The 15,260-nt window shown below is 63.6% G+C and carries 16 protein-coding genes; 8 read left to right on the forward strand and 8 right to left on the reverse strand.

Going from position 1 to position 15,260, the window contains the following annotated elements; all coding sequences use genetic code 11:
* Positions 1-37: 37 nt before the first annotated feature.
* Genes HNQ39_RS18630 through HNQ39_RS18650 form a run of 5 tightly spaced genes read left to right on the forward strand, consistent with a single transcriptional unit; the run spans position 38 to position 3,398 of the window.
* On the forward strand, positions 38-1,222 hold the full coding sequence (locus tag HNQ39_RS18630; RefSeq protein ID WP_184199948.1) for a geranylgeranyl reductase family protein: 1,185 nt from the start codon (positions 38-40) through the stop codon (positions 1,220-1,222).
* A gap of 47 nt (positions 1,223-1,269) precedes the next feature.
* Positions 1,270-1,761 carry an NUDIX hydrolase gene (locus HNQ39_RS18635; protein ID WP_184199951.1) on the forward strand — a complete coding sequence of 164 codons (492 nt, stop codon included), beginning with the start codon at positions 1,270-1,272 and terminating at the stop codon, positions 1,759-1,761.
* Positions 1,758-2,621, forward strand: a complete 864-nt coding sequence (locus tag HNQ39_RS18640) for a methyltransferase (RefSeq protein ID WP_184199953.1) — start codon at positions 1,758-1,760, stop codon at positions 2,619-2,621. Before HNQ39_RS18635 ends, HNQ39_RS18640 begins: the two co-directional genes overlap by 4 nt.
* Positions 2,618-3,073: a YiiD C-terminal domain-containing protein gene (locus HNQ39_RS18645; protein ID WP_184199956.1), complete on the forward strand. Its 456-nt coding sequence runs from the start codon at positions 2,618-2,620 to the stop codon at positions 3,071-3,073. The genes HNQ39_RS18640 and HNQ39_RS18645 overlap by 4 nt, the downstream gene beginning before the upstream one ends.
* Positions 3,060-3,398, forward strand: coding sequence for a hypothetical protein (locus tag HNQ39_RS18650; RefSeq protein ID WP_184199959.1), 339 nt, complete (start codon positions 3,060-3,062; stop codon positions 3,396-3,398). The genes HNQ39_RS18645 and HNQ39_RS18650 overlap by 14 nt, the downstream gene beginning before the upstream one ends.
* On the opposite strand, the gene proB is transcribed toward HNQ39_RS18650, so the two are convergent.
* The 4 genes from proB to HNQ39_RS18670 are packed head-to-tail and all read right to left on the reverse strand — an operon-like array spanning position 3,384 to position 6,985.
* Entirely contained in the window at positions 3,384-4,484 is a 1,101-nt protein-coding gene (gene proB, locus HNQ39_RS18655; RefSeq protein ID WP_184199962.1) for a glutamate 5-kinase, read from the reverse strand. The two genes, HNQ39_RS18650 and proB, sit on opposite strands and share 15 nt — an antisense overlap.
* Positions 4,481-5,269, reverse strand: coding sequence for a radical SAM protein (locus HNQ39_RS18660; RefSeq protein ID WP_184199965.1), 789 nt, complete (start codon positions 5,267-5,269; stop codon positions 4,481-4,483). The genes proB and HNQ39_RS18660 overlap by 4 nt, the downstream gene beginning before the upstream one ends.
* Positions 5,270-5,281: 12 nt before the next feature.
* Positions 5,282-5,722 carry a hypothetical protein gene (locus HNQ39_RS18665; RefSeq protein WP_184199967.1) on the reverse strand — a complete coding sequence of 147 codons (441 nt, stop codon included), beginning with the start codon at positions 5,720-5,722 and terminating at the stop codon, positions 5,282-5,284.
* An 18-nt stretch (positions 5,723-5,740) separates the two neighbouring features.
* Positions 5,741-6,985 (reverse strand): nickel-dependent lactate racemase family protein, encoded by a 1,245-nt coding sequence (locus HNQ39_RS18670; RefSeq protein ID WP_184199970.1) that lies wholly within the window; start codon positions 6,983-6,985, stop codon positions 5,741-5,743.
* Between the two features lie 118 nt (positions 6,986-7,103).
* Here HNQ39_RS18670 and HNQ39_RS18675 point away from each other — a divergent pair, with 118 nt between their 5' ends.
* The gene (locus HNQ39_RS18675; RefSeq protein WP_184199973.1) at positions 7,104-9,506 is read left to right on the forward strand and encodes a tyrosine-protein kinase family protein; all 2,403 of its coding nucleotides are present in this window, start codon (positions 7,104-7,106) and stop codon (positions 9,504-9,506) included.
* 95 nt (positions 9,507-9,601) lie between these two features.
* On the opposite strand, the gene rfbD is transcribed toward HNQ39_RS18675, so the two are convergent.
* From rfbD to HNQ39_RS18695, 4 genes are all read right to left on the reverse strand, one after another.
* Positions 9,602-10,456 (reverse strand): dTDP-4-dehydrorhamnose reductase, encoded by an 855-nt coding sequence (rfbD, locus tag HNQ39_RS18680; protein WP_184199976.1) that lies wholly within the window; start codon positions 10,454-10,456, stop codon positions 9,602-9,604.
* Between the two features lie 4 nt (positions 10,457-10,460).
* Complete coding sequence (locus tag HNQ39_RS18685) at positions 10,461-11,648, reverse strand: citrate/2-methylcitrate synthase (RefSeq protein ID WP_184199979.1); 1,188 nt, start codon at positions 11,646-11,648, stop codon at positions 10,461-10,463.
* A gap of 115 nt (positions 11,649-11,763) precedes the next feature.
* The gene (locus tag HNQ39_RS18690) at positions 11,764-12,966 is read right to left on the reverse strand and encodes a TolB family protein (RefSeq protein ID WP_184199982.1); all 1,203 of its coding nucleotides are present in this window, start codon (positions 12,964-12,966) and stop codon (positions 11,764-11,766) included.
* Between the two features lie 5 nt (positions 12,967-12,971).
* Positions 12,972-13,433, reverse strand: a complete 462-nt coding sequence (locus tag HNQ39_RS18695) for a DUF2231 domain-containing protein (protein WP_184199985.1) — start codon at positions 13,431-13,433, stop codon at positions 12,972-12,974.
* A gap of 79 nt (positions 13,434-13,512) precedes the next feature.
* On the opposite strand from HNQ39_RS18695, the gene prfB reads away from it, so the two are divergent.
* Together prfB and HNQ39_RS18705 are read left to right on the forward strand one after the other, a co-directional pair.
* Positions 13,513-14,656 (forward strand): peptide chain release factor 2 gene (gene prfB / locus HNQ39_RS18700; RefSeq protein WP_184199988.1). Its coding sequence is split into 2 segments (ribosomal slippage): positions 13,513-13,581 and positions 13,583-14,656, totalling 1,143 coding nucleotides; the frame shifts between segments, so codons are not numbered across the junction.
* Positions 14,637-15,260 carry a 5'-nucleotidase C-terminal domain-containing protein gene (locus HNQ39_RS18705; RefSeq protein ID WP_184199991.1) on the forward strand — a complete coding sequence of 208 codons (624 nt, stop codon included), beginning with the start codon at positions 14,637-14,639 and terminating at the stop codon, positions 15,258-15,260. Before prfB ends, HNQ39_RS18705 begins: the two co-directional genes overlap by 20 nt.

The raw sequence follows: 15,260 nt of genomic DNA on the forward strand, positions 1-15,260 counted from the left end.
CCTAGCCCCCGTCCCACGGGGGAACAAAGCTGAATTTATGACTTACGATGTGATTGTTGTGGGAGCCGGGCCGGGCGGGGCGACCTGTGCCTGGAAGTGCGCCGCGCTGGGCCTAAAGGTCCTAATTGTAGACCGTGCCCCCAGCCTGCCGCGCTACAAGCCCTGTGGCGGGGGGATTCCTTCGTCGCTGGTGCGCCATGTGGAGGGGCTAGAGCCCGAGAAGTTCGCCGACCTGACGGTCACCAAGCTACGCCACACCTGGCGCGGAAAGTCTCCCGTGCTTGCGGAGATGACCTGTAGCAACGGCGAGCCCGCACAGGTCTGGATGGTGCAGCGCCCACGTTTTGATACCTACCTGGTCGAGAAAGCGCAAGCCGCCGGCGCGGAGCTAAAACTGGGCGTCAAGGTCAGCGATGTCACGGTCGCGGCTGACTCGGTGACGGTCACGGCAGGCGACGAGAGCTGGACAGCGCGCTACGTGGTCGGGGCCGATGGTGCTAAGGGGATCGTGGGCGCACGGGTCGGGCTCCGGCTGGGCAAGCGCTGGGGAATTGCCCGCGAGGTGGAGATCCCCTATGCCCCCCCCGCCTCCGCAAGCGGGGGAGCGGAGATCTTGATGGATGCCTGCTACCTCGACTACGGCTCCGTGAAGAACGGCTACGCCTGGATCTTTCCCAAGGCGGGCTACCTCTCGGTGGGAGCGGGGATGCTGGTGCCGCGCCAGCCAAAGGCCGAGCAGAATGTCGGCAAGATCCTCATGGACGCGATCCACACGATGCTGGGCTCGGTTGGGATGACCTACCCCGAGGGGGCGGAGGCTCCCAAGCTCTGGGCGCACCCGATCCCGTTCTGGACCGGCATGGAGCCCCTCGCCACCAAAGACGGCCGCGTCTTGCTGGTCGGGGATGCGGCGGGAGTCGTCCAGCCGCTCTTTGGCGAGGGAATCCAGTACGCCGTCCGCACGGGCAATATCGCCGCCCAGCACCTGGCGAGCAATACCACGCAGAGCTACACCGCGGCCGTCCGCGAGGAGCTTGCCGGCGAGTTCGATGCCGCACTCCGGGTCGGGAAGGTGTTTCATAAGACGCCCTATCTCTCCTACCGCCTTGGTGTCAAGAACCCCGCGGGCACCAAGCTGGTCGGGCGGCTCATGTCCGGCGAGGTCTCGCTGGAGCACCTAGAGCAGCGTATCTACGACAAGCTCAAGAACCCATTTAAATGACAATTCCTCGTATCCCCCCCGCTGGACGGGGGCTGGGGGGGCGCTAAATGCCCTACACACCGATTCTGGCCACGCTTGGCTATGTGCTCTCGCCCGACCGCCAGCAAGTGCTGCTGATCCACCGCAACGCCCGACCCGAAGACCCGGCATTGGGTAAGTACAACGGGCTGGGAGGGAAGCTCGAACCCACCGAGGATGTCGCGGCGGGGATGAAGCGTGAGCTCCTTGAGGAAGCGGGGATTGAGGCGACCGAGCTGGTTCTGCGGGGGACGATCTCCTGGCCGGGATTTGGTAAGAACGGCGAGGACTGGTTTGGGTTTATCTTTATCATCACCGCGTTCACCGGCGATATTGGTGCGGGCAACGACGAAGGCTCGCTGAGCTGGCAGCCACTCGCAAGCCTGCTAAATGGGGAGCTCCCACTCTGGCCGGGCGACAGGCACTTTCTGCCGCTGGTCTTTGATAGCGACCCGCGCCCGTTTCATGGGGTCATGCCCTACGAGGGCGGACAGGCCCTCTCCTGGAGTTTTACACGATGAGCCCGATTATCTGCCGCTGGCAGGCGCTTCCCTGGCTGGTTGCCTTTGACCAAGGTGTCACCGAGCTGGAGACGACCCTGGATCTCAATAAATCCCACTGCACGGTGGCACTAAGCGAGGCGGGGGTGCAGCTCCCCGACGGTCCGCGGGTGGCCTGGGACGCGGTGAAAGAAGTGGCGGACCACGACACGGGCTGCTTCACGGTCACCGACGACGGTAAGCTGGAGCGGGCGTATATTTTTTCTCCCACGACGCGGCGTGCGGTCTCGCTCTGGGGGCAGCCCGACGGTGCCCCGACCGTGCTGGTGGCGGGCTTTCCGATGCACCGCACCAAGCATGTCGACCCCTGGGAAGACACGCAGAAAAAGCTCGCCGCGTGCCAGCCGATCACGGGGCGCGTGCTGGACACCTGTATGGGCCTCGGCTACACCGCGATCGGAGCCGCCCAGACCGCCGCCCATGTCACGGTGATCGAGCTGGACCCCGGTGTGGAGGCGATGGCGGCGAAGAACCCCTGGTCGGAGCCACTGTTTACCAAGTCCAATATCACGCGAAAGAGTGGCGATGCATTTACCGTCCTCAAGGAGCTCTCCGACGCGGCCTTCGATCTGATTGTCCACGACCCTCCGACCATGCAGCTCGCCGGCGATCTCTACTCTGGCGCGTTCTACCGAGAGGCATTTCGGGTGCTCTCCAGGCGTGGGCGGCTCTTTCACTACATCGGGGACCCCAACTCCAAGCACGGCGCGACGGTCACCCGTGGCGTGGTCAAGCGCCTGCATGAGGCGGGCTTTGCGGCGGTGACCAGCGCGGCGGATGCCTACGCGGTGGTTGCCTGGAAGGAAAAGCCCCGGCGGTGAGCGCGAGCGAGCTAGAGGCCTATCTCCACGAGCATATCCCCCTGACCGCCGCGATGGCGCTCCGCGTGCTCCAGTGCGATGAGACAGGGATAGTGCTGGCCGCGCCGCTTCCGCCCAACTCCAACCACCGGGGGACGGTCTTTGGGGGGAGCCTGGCGTCGCTGGCGACCCTGGCGGCGTGGGCGGTGGTGCACACGGGGCTGCGCCGAGCCGACATCACGGCGCGGGTCGTGGTGCAGTCTAGCCAGATCGAGTATCTCTTGCCCGCAACGGGAGAGTTTGTCGCCACCTGCGCTGCCCCCAGCGAGGCCGAGTGGAGGCGTTTCTTGGCGATGGTGACACGCAAGGGCCGCGGACGGCTGACCCTGGCGGTCGAGGTGGTGAGCGAGGGCGTCGTCGCGGCGCGGCTCACCGGAAGTTTTGTAGGAGCACACTACGATGGCAGTCTCTAAGCGGGGAATGCGCACGCTCAGAGTGGACGGAGTGGACTATCTCTGGAAGATAAAGCGTGATGAAGATCACCTCGATGAAAACCTGAACGTTGTTGTCATTCCCGAGAGCGGGGGAGCGATCCTCACGATTGATCTTGGTGCGCCTCGGCCAAATCGTGCGACCTCGGTTGTGGCTCTTCCCGATGGCTCAAGCTACACGAAGACCGTTCCCCACGCCATTGCCACACCAGGGCGGGTTGCGGAGGCGATCCAAAAGGCACGAGTGGCCGGGTGGTTGCCCGAACAGGGCGGTGGACCGTTTACCGTGGTGCTAGAGCAGGACTAAGTTGTCGCGGTGGACCGCTTCATCGCCGAAGGTATAGCCCAGCACGTGGGCGATCTGGCGCGAGGAGCGTCCCTTGAGCTGGCGAAGCTCATCGGCGCTGTAGGCCGCCAGCCCCACCGCCAGTGCAGAGCCATTGGGGGCTAGGAGCTTTATGGCGTCCCCGCGGTCAAAGCTCCCCTCAATCTCGGTGATGCCCACAGGAAGCAGGCTAGCCCCGCCTTGTCGGAGCCGGCGAACCGCACCCGAGTCGACGTGCAGGACACCTTGGGGGCGCTCTGCCAGGAGCCAGCGCTCGCGGCTCTCTCGGCGCGTAGCGAGGGGCAGGATCGTGGTGCCAAGCGGCTCTCCCGCGACAATCCGACACAGGATATTAGGAGTCGTGCCTGGTGCGATCACGGTAGTCGTCCCGCTCTGCCCGGCGAGCTGCGCGGCCTGGAGCTTGGTGGTCATCCCCCCCGTTCCCAGAGCGCTCCCGCTCCCCCCCGCCATCGCAAAGTGGCTCTCGTCGAGGTGCTCGATCACCGCGAGAAACTGCGCCTCGGGATTGCTGCGCGGGTCGGCGGTGTAGAGCCCAGAGATATCGGAGAGAATAATCAAGAGATCCGCATCCGTGAGGTTCGCGACCAGCGCCGAGAGGTTGTCGTTGTCCCCGACCCGGATCTCGTCGGTGGCGACCGTGTCGTTCTCATTGACAATGGGCACCACTCCCGCAGCGAGCAGGGCATCGAGGGCATCGCGGGCATTGAGATAGCCACTGCGCCGCGCCAGGTCGCCGCGGGTGAGCAGGACCTGTCCCACGGTGTGCTCGTAGATGGCAAAGAGCTCGGCCCAGAACTGCATCAGCCGGGTCTGCCCGATCGCGGAGAGCATCTGCTTCCCCGCGATATGGGGGGGGAGCTTGGTAAAGCCCAGCGCCTCCCGTCCCGCCGCCATCGCCCCCGACGACACCAGGGTGATCTCGTGTCCCGCCTCCAAAAGCTCCGCTGTCTGCGCGGCAATGCTCAGCATCGCCCGCCGCGAGAGCCGAGTTCCCCCTCCCGTGAGAGTTGAGGTCCCTAGCTTGATGACAATTCGTTTTCCGCTCACCGTGCGGCTATCGTACCACGTGGCGGGGAGGGGAGCAGGCCTGCCTCCCAGAGTGCTGTTTCTACCTCAAGGCGGTGGGCGTGGGTGAGAAAGTGCTCCCAGCCGCGCTCGGTGTAGAGCTGGCGGAGCTCGGTCTCCTTGAGGTGGAAGTTCATTCCTCCCACCCAGGCCTCGGGGAAGACGGGAGCGAGCAGGCGGGCGAGGCGCTTGGGAGTGCAGGGCAGGAGCGGAGCAACCGAGGCACTGACCGCAATTCCCGCTTCGTGTAGCTCCTTCGCGGCCTTGAGACGGCGGGAGATCGACGGTGCCCGGGGCTCGAAGACCTTGCGGACGATGTCGCTGTCGGTGGGGATCGAGAAGCCGACAGTCAGGCTCTCCCCAAAGCGCTGGAGGAGCTCGATATCGCGGGTGATGTGGGGCGAGCGGGTCTGGATATGCAGGTGGGCGGGCGCGGCCATGAGCAAGACCTCCAGGCAGGCACGGGTCAGGCCCAGGCGCCGCTCCAGAGGCTGGTAAGGGTCGGTCGCCGATGAAAAAAAGACGCGCTGGCCGGTGACCTTGCGGCTCTCTTTTTGGAGGGCATCGACCGCGTTTTTCTTCACCTCCACCCACTGCCCCCACGCCGCGCGTTTCTGTGGGTCTTCGTAGACAAACTCGCTGGCGTAGCAGTACGCGCAGCCAAACAGACAGCCGCGGTAGGGATTGATGGTGATATCAAAGGGAATCCGCCCCGGGTTTTTCTGGCGCGTGACCACGGAGCGGACCTCGATCTCGGTGATGAGCACGCCGCTAGTATATCAAACGGGCGTTTGTTTTGCTGGGAAAAAATACGCGCGTGCCTCGGGCAGGAGAAGTGTCCCCGCTACCAGGAGTCCAAAGACCGCCCCGATACACTGGTTGGTCGCGTAGAGGCCGTAGGGAATCATAAGCTTGGCCGGGGGATGGGGGAGCACCCAGATAAGGCGAAGGGCGTAGTAGAACCCACCCACGACGCCCACGAAATACGACCATTTCTTCCTCTCATAGAGCCGCCCCGAGAGCAAGACGGGGTAGAGAAAGGCAGTCAAGCCTGTCAGGAGAATCAGCCAGAACTTGGTCAGGATCGCGGTGATCACGACCAGGAGAAAGCTGAGACAGGCATAGAGAAAGAGGAGTGTTGCGGCGTTCTTGACCGGCTGTGGGGCGCTCTCCATGAGGGCGCGAATCTCTTCTGGGCTTTTGGTGGGGGGAGTGGGCATGGACAGGCTCGTTTTTGTCTATTTTACAGCAGGAATGACATAGGGGCCTTTGGGAATCACCGCCAGGGTCGCCGTCTTTGGGAGCCGGGCAAGTGCTTCGTCCATGCTCCCCACGGCATCGATATGGCAGCCACGGAGCTCAGTGGCGCGGGCGGGCTCGGTGACCACGATCACCTTGTGCTGGCGGCACGCACGGGCGAGCATCTCCACCTGCCACTGGTCGGGGAGGGGTGTCCAGCCGGGCGCACTCATTCGTGCTACCAGGACGTCTAGGTCGGGGTTGGTCTCCAGGGTCTCCCGGAAGTGGGCGCTCCCGATTCCCTCTTGCATCTCGGCGGCGATAATCACGGTGCCACCAGGGCGGACAATGGGGTAGGCCCCCACAATCCCCTTGACCACTTGGTAGAACGTCGCATCGAGCGGGTAGCCGCCGCCGCTGGTGACACAGGCATCCACAAAATCCGGGATCAGAGGGCGTGCTTGCTGGGCCACAAACTCCGTCCCGCGCCGCCAGTCGTCGATCCAGTGCCCACAGAAAACCCCTGTGACCCGCCGCTGCTCATCCAGGGTGACATCACAGATCAGATCCGCGGGGGCCAGGGCGGCGATCGCGGTGTTCTCCTCATGGACGGGGTTGTTGTCTAGCATCCCATTGCGGGCGTTCTCGTGCTCCAGGAACTGCGGCGAGTGCCAGGCCTGGATGGTCGCGCGCCCCGCCACCCCCGGCATCACGAGCTTTCGTCCCCCGGAGTACCCCGCCATAAAGTGCGGCTCGATCAGCCCGACGGTGATCTTAAGCTCCGCATCGAGCCAGTGTGTGTCCAGAAAGACCTCCAGGCCCTGCGGGCTCGTGCCCACAAAACGGTTGGTCATGGGATCGTCGCAGTCATGGTCCACCACCCGAATCCCGCTGTGCAGGAGCTTCTCCCCGAGCAGATCAAGGTGCTCTTGGGGCGTGCTGGCGCGGTGGGTTCCTGTGGCGATCAAGACCGTGATCTGGGGTAGGGGAATGCCAAGGAGCGGAATTATTTGGCTTAAAATTAGCGTATTGGGAACAGGACGGGTAAAGTCGCAGATCACAATACAGGCGGAGTTTTTCCCACGCGCCTTCTCGGGGAGCTGGGCGGCGAGCAGTGCCTCCCGGACAGCCTGCGCGGGGTTTTCGAGAGGGGGAGCCGGCGAGAGCCCGAGCTGGTGCTGTACCCTGTGGTGTGTGAAATCGACAGGAAGTCCCGCTCTGCCGTAGTCCAGACGGATGGTCATAGGGCCTATTGTAGGGTGGCCCGGCCCATCCGACCAGAAGTTTGGGTGAAAATTTAAGGCGTGACTGCCAATAATACGAGGGAGCCCGCATGTCGGGGCACAAGGTAGGTTTGGAGTAATGCGAATTCCTGGTTTGCGTGGGCGCCGGTTGGAGAGCGCCGAGAAAGCAAAAAAAGAGCTGGGCATCCCCCTGCTGGGGGAGCTTCCGCAACCAAGTGCGGGGGCCCAGAGGCTTGAGATCGCCTACACCCACTTGATGGAGAGTATCCTCTTGAAAGCGGGGCAAGGCGAGGCGTCTCGGGTGTCGATCGCGGTAACATCGACCCGCGAGGGTGAGGGGCGCTCGTCGGTGGCGGCGAACCTGGCGATCGCGGCCACGCGGCTGGGGCGGAGCGTCCTGCTGGTGGATACGGAGTCGAGCAACCCGCGTCAGCACCGCATCTTTGGGGGGGAGTTTGCGTCGCAGGAGCCCGGTCTACTGGACCTGCTCGCCATGGCGGTGACCTCCCCCTCGGAGGTGTTGCAAGAGACAACGATTCCTCGCCTGCGGCTCCTGCCCGTGGGCGATACCCTGACCCACGATGCCAGTGTTCTCTTCAGCCCCACCGGCTCGCACCAGCGGCTGGAGCGCTTTATCCGCTCCATCGCGCCGCGTCTTGCCGATGTGGTGATCTTCGACACACCCTATGTCCTGAGCCACGAGCCCGGCCGACATGTCCTCTCCCACACCGATGGGGTGGTCTTTGTGGTGGGGCTGGGTGAGACCGAGGCCAGCGCGGCGCGCAAGGCACTTGGGATTCTGGAGAGCCGTGAGGCATCGCTTCTGGGAGCGGTCTGCTTGACACTGGGGGATTTCTCCCGGTCCATGGCCGTGCCTCTGCCAGAAGTTACCCTCCAGAAGCCGGAGAAAGAAACCGAAATCCTTGGTAACAATGTTCTTACCGTAGAGGTTCCGTCCCCTAGGGTGAGCGAAACTAGTCCAATAGTCCCGCCTTCTGTTCCGATTGACAATGCGAAGGTGGAAGTAAACGATTCAGATGGGAAGTCCATGAGTGTAGCAGCACAAAAACAAGACGATGACCAGAGCACCGCGCCTGCGGGTGGCTTTGGTGTGGAAGACCTCGAGGCCGTTCTTCAGGGATGGCGACGGCGAGACACAACTCCTAGCCCCGAGCCTGAGCGCAAAGAAGAGCCCATGGGGATCGGGATCCCGCTGCCTCCGTCCTTTAATGTCGCGTCGGACGAAGGCGAGACGGTGAGCGAGGGTGCTGCTCCTGTGGGTGTTGCCTTTCCGATGGGGAACTTCGGGGGTGGGGGCGAAGGGGTGCCCATACCGATTCCCTTTTTAAGTGTCGCCACGAACCAGGAGCCCTCGGTGGAAGAGACCGCAGAGGCACCAAAGCCGATCCTGACGATTGTCGAAGGCCCAAGCGAGGCAGAGACCGAAGTGGCCAAGACAGAGCCTGAGGTCGAGGTGGTTGCCGTGCCTGAGCTCGTTGTGCCGCATATCGAGCCTGTCGAAGCGGTTGTGGTGGCTGAAGAAGAGATCATGATTCCTGTGCCCGTTGCTCCGGTGGTAGCGGTCGCTGAGCTGGAGGAAGCCGTGCCTGTTGTTGAGAGAGAGTCCGTTTCAATTCCGGTGGTGCCGGTCTTCCCCGTCCCGGTGATGGCTGCCGAAGCCCCCGTAGCGCCCGCCCCGGCTCCCGAGCCCGTTGTGGTGGTTGCACCCGAGCCTGTGATGGTGGCACCGGTCTGGCCGACGGTCGCTCCCACACCCGTTGCGGTGGTGCCCCAGCCCGAGCCGGTGGTCGCTGCTCCTGCCCCGGTTGCGCCTGTCGAGGTGCCTCCGCCTGCTCCTGCGGCTCCGGTCTATGTCCAGCCTGCCCCCGCTCCTGTGGCTGCGGCCCCCGCCTACACCCCGGCTCCGGCCCCGGCCTTTGCGCCACCGCCCGTGCTGGCACCTCCCGTCGTTGCGGCTGCTCCGCTTGCAGCCAGTGTCGCGCCTCAGGCGAACCGGTCGGCTCTTGATATGCAAATTGATATGTTCCAGACAGGTCCTGGCGAGATGACCATGCGCGCCGCGACCAGTAACGCTCCTGCGGTGGGGGTTCCCCCTGTCTCTCTAGAGCTGGCCATGGCGATGAACGCGATGCGTGGGATGCGTGCCATCACGCCCTCCTCAACCGGTGGAGCCGATCAGCCCCGAATCGCCCTTGAGGCGGTCTCCACGGATGCCCCTGAGGCCACTCGGATGCGTCTTGTGGTGGGCAGCACCCACGAGCCGGCGCTGGAGGTGGTGGTCCACAATGGCGCGGGCATCAGTGTCCGCACCGGCAGTGGCATGGAGCAGCCGTCGGTCAAGCTGGACTCCCAGAACCTCCCCGATGGGGGGACCGTCACCCGTGCCACCCTTCACACCGCCCGTGGCGGCCAGGAGCTGGTGCTGGAGCTGCGCCGCGAGGCCGTCAATGATGGCTTCACCGACGCCCGCTGGAAAAACCGCCTCTCGCTGTTTGCGTAACCCCCTAACCCCCGCCGAGCGGGGGAATAAAGTGGAAAAGCCCTCTCTGACCTTGGTGGTCGGAGGGGGCTTTTTGTTACGTGCCGGGAGATTGCCTAGCTCTTTAGGTAGGTGCGGATCGCATCCTGCCAGCTTGGGAAGGTGTCCATGCCGCGCAGAGCGAGCATCTTGCGCTCCAGCGGCGAGACACGGGGGCGCTTGGCAGCGGGCTTGGCGCTGGCGACATACTCCGCGAAGGTGGTGGGGTTGACCGGGGTGGCGAGGCCCGCCTCGGCGACGATAAACCGAGCGAACTCTAGGAGCGAGCACTGGCCGGCGTTGGTGGTGTGGTAGGTGCCTGCGAGGGGAGTCTCGGCGAGGTCGAGGAGCGTGGTTGCCAAGTCGACCGTGGACGTGGGACTGATAATCTGGTCCTCCACAAAGGTCAGGCTGGGGCGGGACTGGGCGGCGCGTACAATGGTATCGACAAGGTTCTTGCCGCTCTTGCCGTAGAGAAACGAGGTTCTTGCGATCATGTGGCGGTCGGGGAGGGCGGTGCGGACAAGACGCTCACCGGCCTCTTTGCTCGCGCCGTAGACACTCTGGGGGTTCACGGGGTCGAACTCGTGGTAGGCGCTGCCCTTCTCGCCATCGAAGACAAAGTCGGTGGAGACTTGAACGAGCCAGCTCTGGGTCTGGGCGCAGGCGGTGGCGAGGTGCGCCGCGCCAAGAGCATTGAGCTTCCAGGCCGCGTCGGCCTCGGCCTCGGCACCGTCCACATTGGTCCACGCGGAGCAGTTCACTACGGCATCGGGCTGGTGCGTCGTGACACAGGCGCGGACTGCGGCGAGGTCGGTGATATCGAGCGCGGCGCGGCCTGCTAACGCAACAATGTCGTGGCCTCGGCGCTGTGCCTCGGCCACGACATCGCTTCCTAGCATCCCGCCTGCACCGGTGATGAGCAGGCGCATGGGGCTACGCGCGCTCGTCCATCGGGACAAACGTCAGCCCACGCGGACCACCGTAGACCGACTCGGGGCGGATGATCAGGCTCTTGGGCATCTGCTCCAGGATATGGGCGGTCCAGCCACTCGTGCGCCCAATCGCAAAGACCGGTGTGAAGATCTCGGAGGGGATTCCCACGGCGTGGAGGATTAGTGCGGCGTAGAGCTCGACATTGGCGCGGAGCTTGTTGCCCGGCTTGCGCTTCTCCAGCTCGTCGATCGTAGTCTGCTCGACAACCTTAATCAGGTCAAGCAGGTGGTGGTCGCCGGTCTCATCGGCCATCTTATCGGCGGCATCGGAGAGCAGGGCGGCACGGGGATCGCGGACCTGGTAGACACGGTGCCCGAAGCCCATGATGCGCTCCTTGCGGTCCAGCGCGGCACTGATCCAGGGCTGTGCGTTCTCCGCGGTGCCGATCTCGTCGAGCATGTCCAGAACGGGGCCGGGGACACCGCCATGGAGCCAGCCCTTGAGGGCACCAATCGCGCCGGTGAGCGCCGAGACCATGTCCGAGTTGGTGGACTGGATCACGCGACCGGCAAAGGTCGAGGCGTTGAAGCCATGCTCTGCCACCGCGACCAGGTAGGCATTGAGGCCCGCGACACGAGCCGCGCTGGGAACCTCACCCTCCAGCATGTAGAGAAAGCCCTCCGCGAGGCTGTGCTCAGGCTTGGGGGCGACAATCTCCTTGCCGTTGCCCAGCCGGTAGCCGTGTGCCACGATCGCGGCCATCTGGGCTTGCAGGCGTGCGGCACGGCGCAGGGCGCTCTCGACATCGGCAGGGGCGTTGATGGGCCACGCGGACTCGGGGTCCCCAATGGTCAGGGTCGAGGCACCGATACGCAGGATATCCATGCCCTCGGCGTGTGGGGCGCAGGCACGTAGCGTCGCCAGAGTTGCCTCCGGGAGCTCGCGTGCGGCGGACATCTCTGCCAGGAGCGCATCGTACTCCGCCCGGTTGGGAAGCTTGCCATGCCAGAGAAGATAACAAACCTCCTCGAACGTGACCGTGCCAGAGAGTTCGCTGATATCGTAGCCACGGAGCGTCAGCTTCCCATTTTTTCCATCGACTTCCGCGATCTGGGTCTTGGCTGCAACAACGCCTTTAAGCCCGTCGTAGATCGTGGGTTCTGGGGTCTGGGTTTCGGGGGAACTCATGTTTTGTTAAACAATCCTTTGAATGAAGATAACCGAGAGATAGTACCCTTCTCTCGTCGTTCTTGTCAACGTCGTAAACCTGCCAGGAGTTCGCGAAAACTCCTGGCTGGAGCAACTACTTTGCCTTGGCCGGGGACCAGACCAGCGAGCCCGCCTTCCCCACGCCCTTGGTGAGGTTGGTCGGGGTCTCGGCTCCCCCGGTCGGGATCACCAGTAGCTCACCGCCCGAGACATAGGCCAGCGAGCCGCTATCGGGGGACCAGCCCACCGACGTGACCGGGGTCTCGGTGAGGCGCTGGGGCTGCTCTTGCTGGCTGAGGCTCCCGACAAAGAGCCCGGTGGGGGTTCCTGCAGGGCCATCTGCCACCGCGATCGCCACGAGCTGATTGTTTGGCGCGACCGAGAAGCTTGTCGGGGCAAAGGGGAGCGGCACGACCCCGGAGGGCTTGAAGCCGGAGTCGAAGTGCACGAGGAAGGACTGGCCCTCCATCGCCTCGCTCTGGTCCGCCAGCATCTTGAAGAGCCCGCCAAGGGCACCGCGGGCCTCGTCTTTTTTGTCCTCGGCAGGGGGTTGGAGCTGGATCGCCTCTTTGAGCGGGGAGCCGCCGTTGAAGAGCACCACAAAGCTCCCATCGCTGAGTGCCTGGAACTTGAGCTCATGAGCCGAGCCTAGGAGGGCGAGGGTCTTGTCTTGCTTCAGGTAGACCGCCAGGATCTGGGTGCGCTCCTGTTTGACCGCCGCGAGGATGATCTCACCGTCCTTCGACGTGGCAAACTGGCTGATCCCGCCCTCGGCAAAGAGCATCTCCAGGTTGAGGTCATCGCGCTTGCCCTCGACCGTCGGGAAGATCGCATCGGTATCGGAGGCATCTTTTGCCGTGCTTCCCACCTTGCCGCTATCGAGAAAGAAGATCTTGCCCTCCCCTCGAAACTGCGGAAACTCCTTGGTGGACTGGGTCGTGGTCAGGGCGATGAGCTTTCGTCCGGGGGCCGCCTCGGTCAGGCAGACCTGTCGGACACTGCTCTCGCCGCGCTCTGCCGTGAAGGTGAGGTGCTGGCCGTCTTGGGAGAAGTCCAGCTCCGCCTCGCGGGCCTTGTCGTTGCTCAGGCGCTCCGTGGCACCGGTCTTGGGGTCGGCGAGGTAGATATCGGTCTGGCCGTCTTTTTCCCAGGTAAAGGCCAGCTTGCCTGCGGTGCTAGGAACCGCCGCAAAGGGGAGGGGAAAGCCCTTAGAGCCCCAGTAGGCCAGCCCCCCGAAGGTGCCCACGGCCATGAGGGCAAGGAGAAAATTGCGAAACGTGAAGATCTTTGGACGCATAAAATTTAATATCCTCGGGCGACATAGCCACCCAGAAACCCGGTGTAGCCCATCGTGGCTGCCGCCAGGACAACTAGAAAGAGATAGATTAGGTAGTGCCCCTGGCCCTTACGATCCTGCATGCTCCGCGAGCTCCCAAAGTCGGAGGTCAGCACGCGCCAGATCAGGAGCGCGAGCAGAAGGCTGGAGCCTGCTAAGGCGACATTGCGGTGGGAGAGCAGGTGCTCGGCCTCCCACTTATCGGCCTTGAACCAGCCTAGCTGGCCCCAGAGGCCCGAGAGAACGGCAGGGACGGAGAGGGCGACAGCCACTACCAGCGACCAGAAGCCGACCGTGCGCCACTCCTTTTTTCCAAAGAGCTTGCTACCCAGATCAAAGGCAGCGGAGACAAGAGCAAGAGCGAGGGCAAAATGAATGGTGGCACCATGGAGGTGCTGCCAGAGTTTAATGGGGTCTTCCTGAGGCATAACCCTTACATGATACAATAAGCGCAGACGGGTCGCCGCAATCTCGGCGACCCGTACTTTCGTCTAATGGTGAAACTATATGCTGGCGGATGTATCCAAAGATTTAAGCCTGCTTGCGGAGCGCCTCGACGATATCGGGAGGCATCTTTGACCTTCCGCGTCGAAACAAAGAAATAGCACAGCTGGAGGCTCTCGCTGGAGAGCCGACACTCTGGGACGATGTGGCGCGCGCCCAGAAGACCATGCAGGCCCTCGCAAAAGCAAAAGAGGAGGTACTGCCGTACTTAGAGCTAAGGCGCAAGCTGGACGATGCGCTGGTTCTGATCGAGATGGCGGAGTCCGACGACGACCCTGAGGCCTATGAGCCCGAGGTGCGCGCGGAGGTACTGTCGATCGGGGCGGGGATGGAGAAGGTGGAGAACGCTACCTTGCTCGCCGGTCCCTACGATGCCCACGATGCCATCCTGGAGATCAAGCCCGGAGCGGGCGGCACCGAGGCCTGTGACTGGGCCGCGATGCTCCTGCGAATGTACCTGCGCTGGGCGGAGGCCAATGGCTTCCAGGCGGAGGTCAATGAGGAGCTTCCGGGAGAGGTCGCGGGGATCTCGTCGGCGACCGTGTTCATCACGGGGCGCAATGCCTACGGGATGCTACGCTCCGAGCACGGGGTCCATCGCTTGGTTCGTATCTCGCCCTTCAATGCCAATGGCAAGCGCCAGACGAGCTTCGCAGCGGTCGAGGTGCTCCCGGCAATCGAGGACGATAGCGAGCTGGTGATCGACGACAAAGAGCTTCGGATCGATACCTACCGCTCCAGTGGAGCAGGGGGCCAGCACGTCAATAAGACCAGTAGCGCGATTCGGATCACGCACCTGCCGACCAATATTGTGGTGACCTGCCAAGACCAGCGCAGCCAGCTACAAAACAAAGAGGTGGCGATGCGTGTCCTAAGAGCAAAGCTTGCAGAGCTAGAGGCGCGCAAGTTCGACCAGAAGATGGCGGACCTGCGCGGCGACCAGCAGCGAATCGAGTGGGGAAGCCAGATCCGTAGCTATGTCTTTCAGCCCTACACGCAGGTCACCGATCTTCGGAGCCGCGTCAAGGTGAGCGATGTCAACGGGATCATGGACGGTAACCTGGAGCCGCTACAGCTAGGCTACTTGCGCTGGTTTGCAGGAAAAGGTGCGGCAGGAGAAGCAACCGATGGAGACGACGAGATTTAGATTTCTAGTACTTGCAGCCCTCGCACTGGGAGGCCTTGGCCTCCCCGTGCAGGCACAGCCGTCGGAGAAGACCGCCATTCGCCTCGGGGAGGCGGAGGCCGGTAACCTAGTCGCCGATGCCGTTCGTCAGAGTGTTGGGGCCGAGATTGCATTGGTGCCCGCCGCTGCCTTCAAGGGGAGCAAGGCGCTCTCCCCCGAGGCCGCCACGGCGCTACTAGACCCCGCTACGGATGAGATTGTGGTGCTGAGCATCCGGGGAAGCCAGCTCAAAGACGCTCTGGAGCGCTCGGTGTCGTTTGCGGGCACCCCCTTCGCGGGCTTTCTGCAAGTGTCGGGCCTGACGTTCCAGTACAATGGCAGCTTCGATGTGGGGGAGCGCGTGGTGAAGATCACGGTGGGGGGAGCCCCGCTCGATCCGAAAAAGACCTACAAGCTCGCCACCACCAAGCCCCTCGCCGACGGCCAGCAGGGCTACTTCCAGATCTGGAAAAAAGACCAGATTGTGGCTGGCGGCAAGACCGTCACCCTCGCCGAAGCGATGCGCGCACTCCCCGCAGGCACGAGCGCCAAGGTCGAAGGGCGCATCGTCCGCGTAGACAAGTAG

Origin of the sequence: Armatimonas rosea, from assembly GCF_014202505.1 — a bacterium.
In the GTDB taxonomy this organism is placed as follows: Bacteria; Armatimonadota; Armatimonadia; order Armatimonadales; family Armatimonadaceae; genus Armatimonas; species Armatimonas rosea.

Bases quoted from the DNA above. Each gene is read 5' to 3' on its own strand.
- HNQ39_RS18665 (WP_184199967.1), bottom strand. From the start codon at position 5,722: ATGCCCACTCCCCCCACCAAAAGCCCAGAAGAGATTCGCGCCCTCATG.
- HNQ39_RS18630 (WP_184199948.1), top strand. From the start codon at position 38: ATGACTTACGATGTGATTGTTGTGGGAGCCGGGCCGGGCGGGGCGACC.
- HNQ39_RS18670 (WP_184199970.1), bottom strand. From the start codon at position 6,985: ATGACCATCCGTCTGGACTACGGCAGAGCGGGACTTCCTGTCGATTTC.
- HNQ39_RS18650 (WP_184199959.1), top strand. From the start codon at position 3,060: ATGGCAGTCTCTAAGCGGGGAATGCGCACGCTCAGAGTGGACGGAGTG.
- HNQ39_RS18685 (WP_184199979.1), bottom strand. From the start codon at position 11,648: ATGAGTTCCCCCGAAACCCAGACCCCAGAACCCACGATCTACGACGGG.
- HNQ39_RS18705 (WP_184199991.1), top strand. From the start codon at position 14,637: ATGGAGACGACGAGATTTAGATTTCTAGTACTTGCAGCCCTCGCACTG.
- HNQ39_RS18635 (WP_184199951.1), top strand. From the start codon at position 1,270: ATGCCCTACACACCGATTCTGGCCACGCTTGGCTATGTGCTCTCGCCC.
- HNQ39_RS18695 (WP_184199985.1), bottom strand. From the start codon at position 13,433: ATGCCTCAGGAAGACCCCATTAAACTCTGGCAGCACCTCCATGGTGCC.
- HNQ39_RS18640 (WP_184199953.1), top strand. From the start codon at position 1,758: ATGAGCCCGATTATCTGCCGCTGGCAGGCGCTTCCCTGGCTGGTTGCC.
- HNQ39_RS18675 (WP_184199973.1), top strand. From the start codon at position 7,104: ATGCGAATTCCTGGTTTGCGTGGGCGCCGGTTGGAGAGCGCCGAGAAA.
- rfbD (WP_184199976.1), bottom strand. From the start codon at position 10,456: ATGCGCCTGCTCATCACCGGTGCAGGCGGGATGCTAGGAAGCGATGTC.
- HNQ39_RS18690 (WP_184199982.1), bottom strand. From the start codon at position 12,966: ATGCGTCCAAAGATCTTCACGTTTCGCAATTTTCTCCTTGCCCTCATG.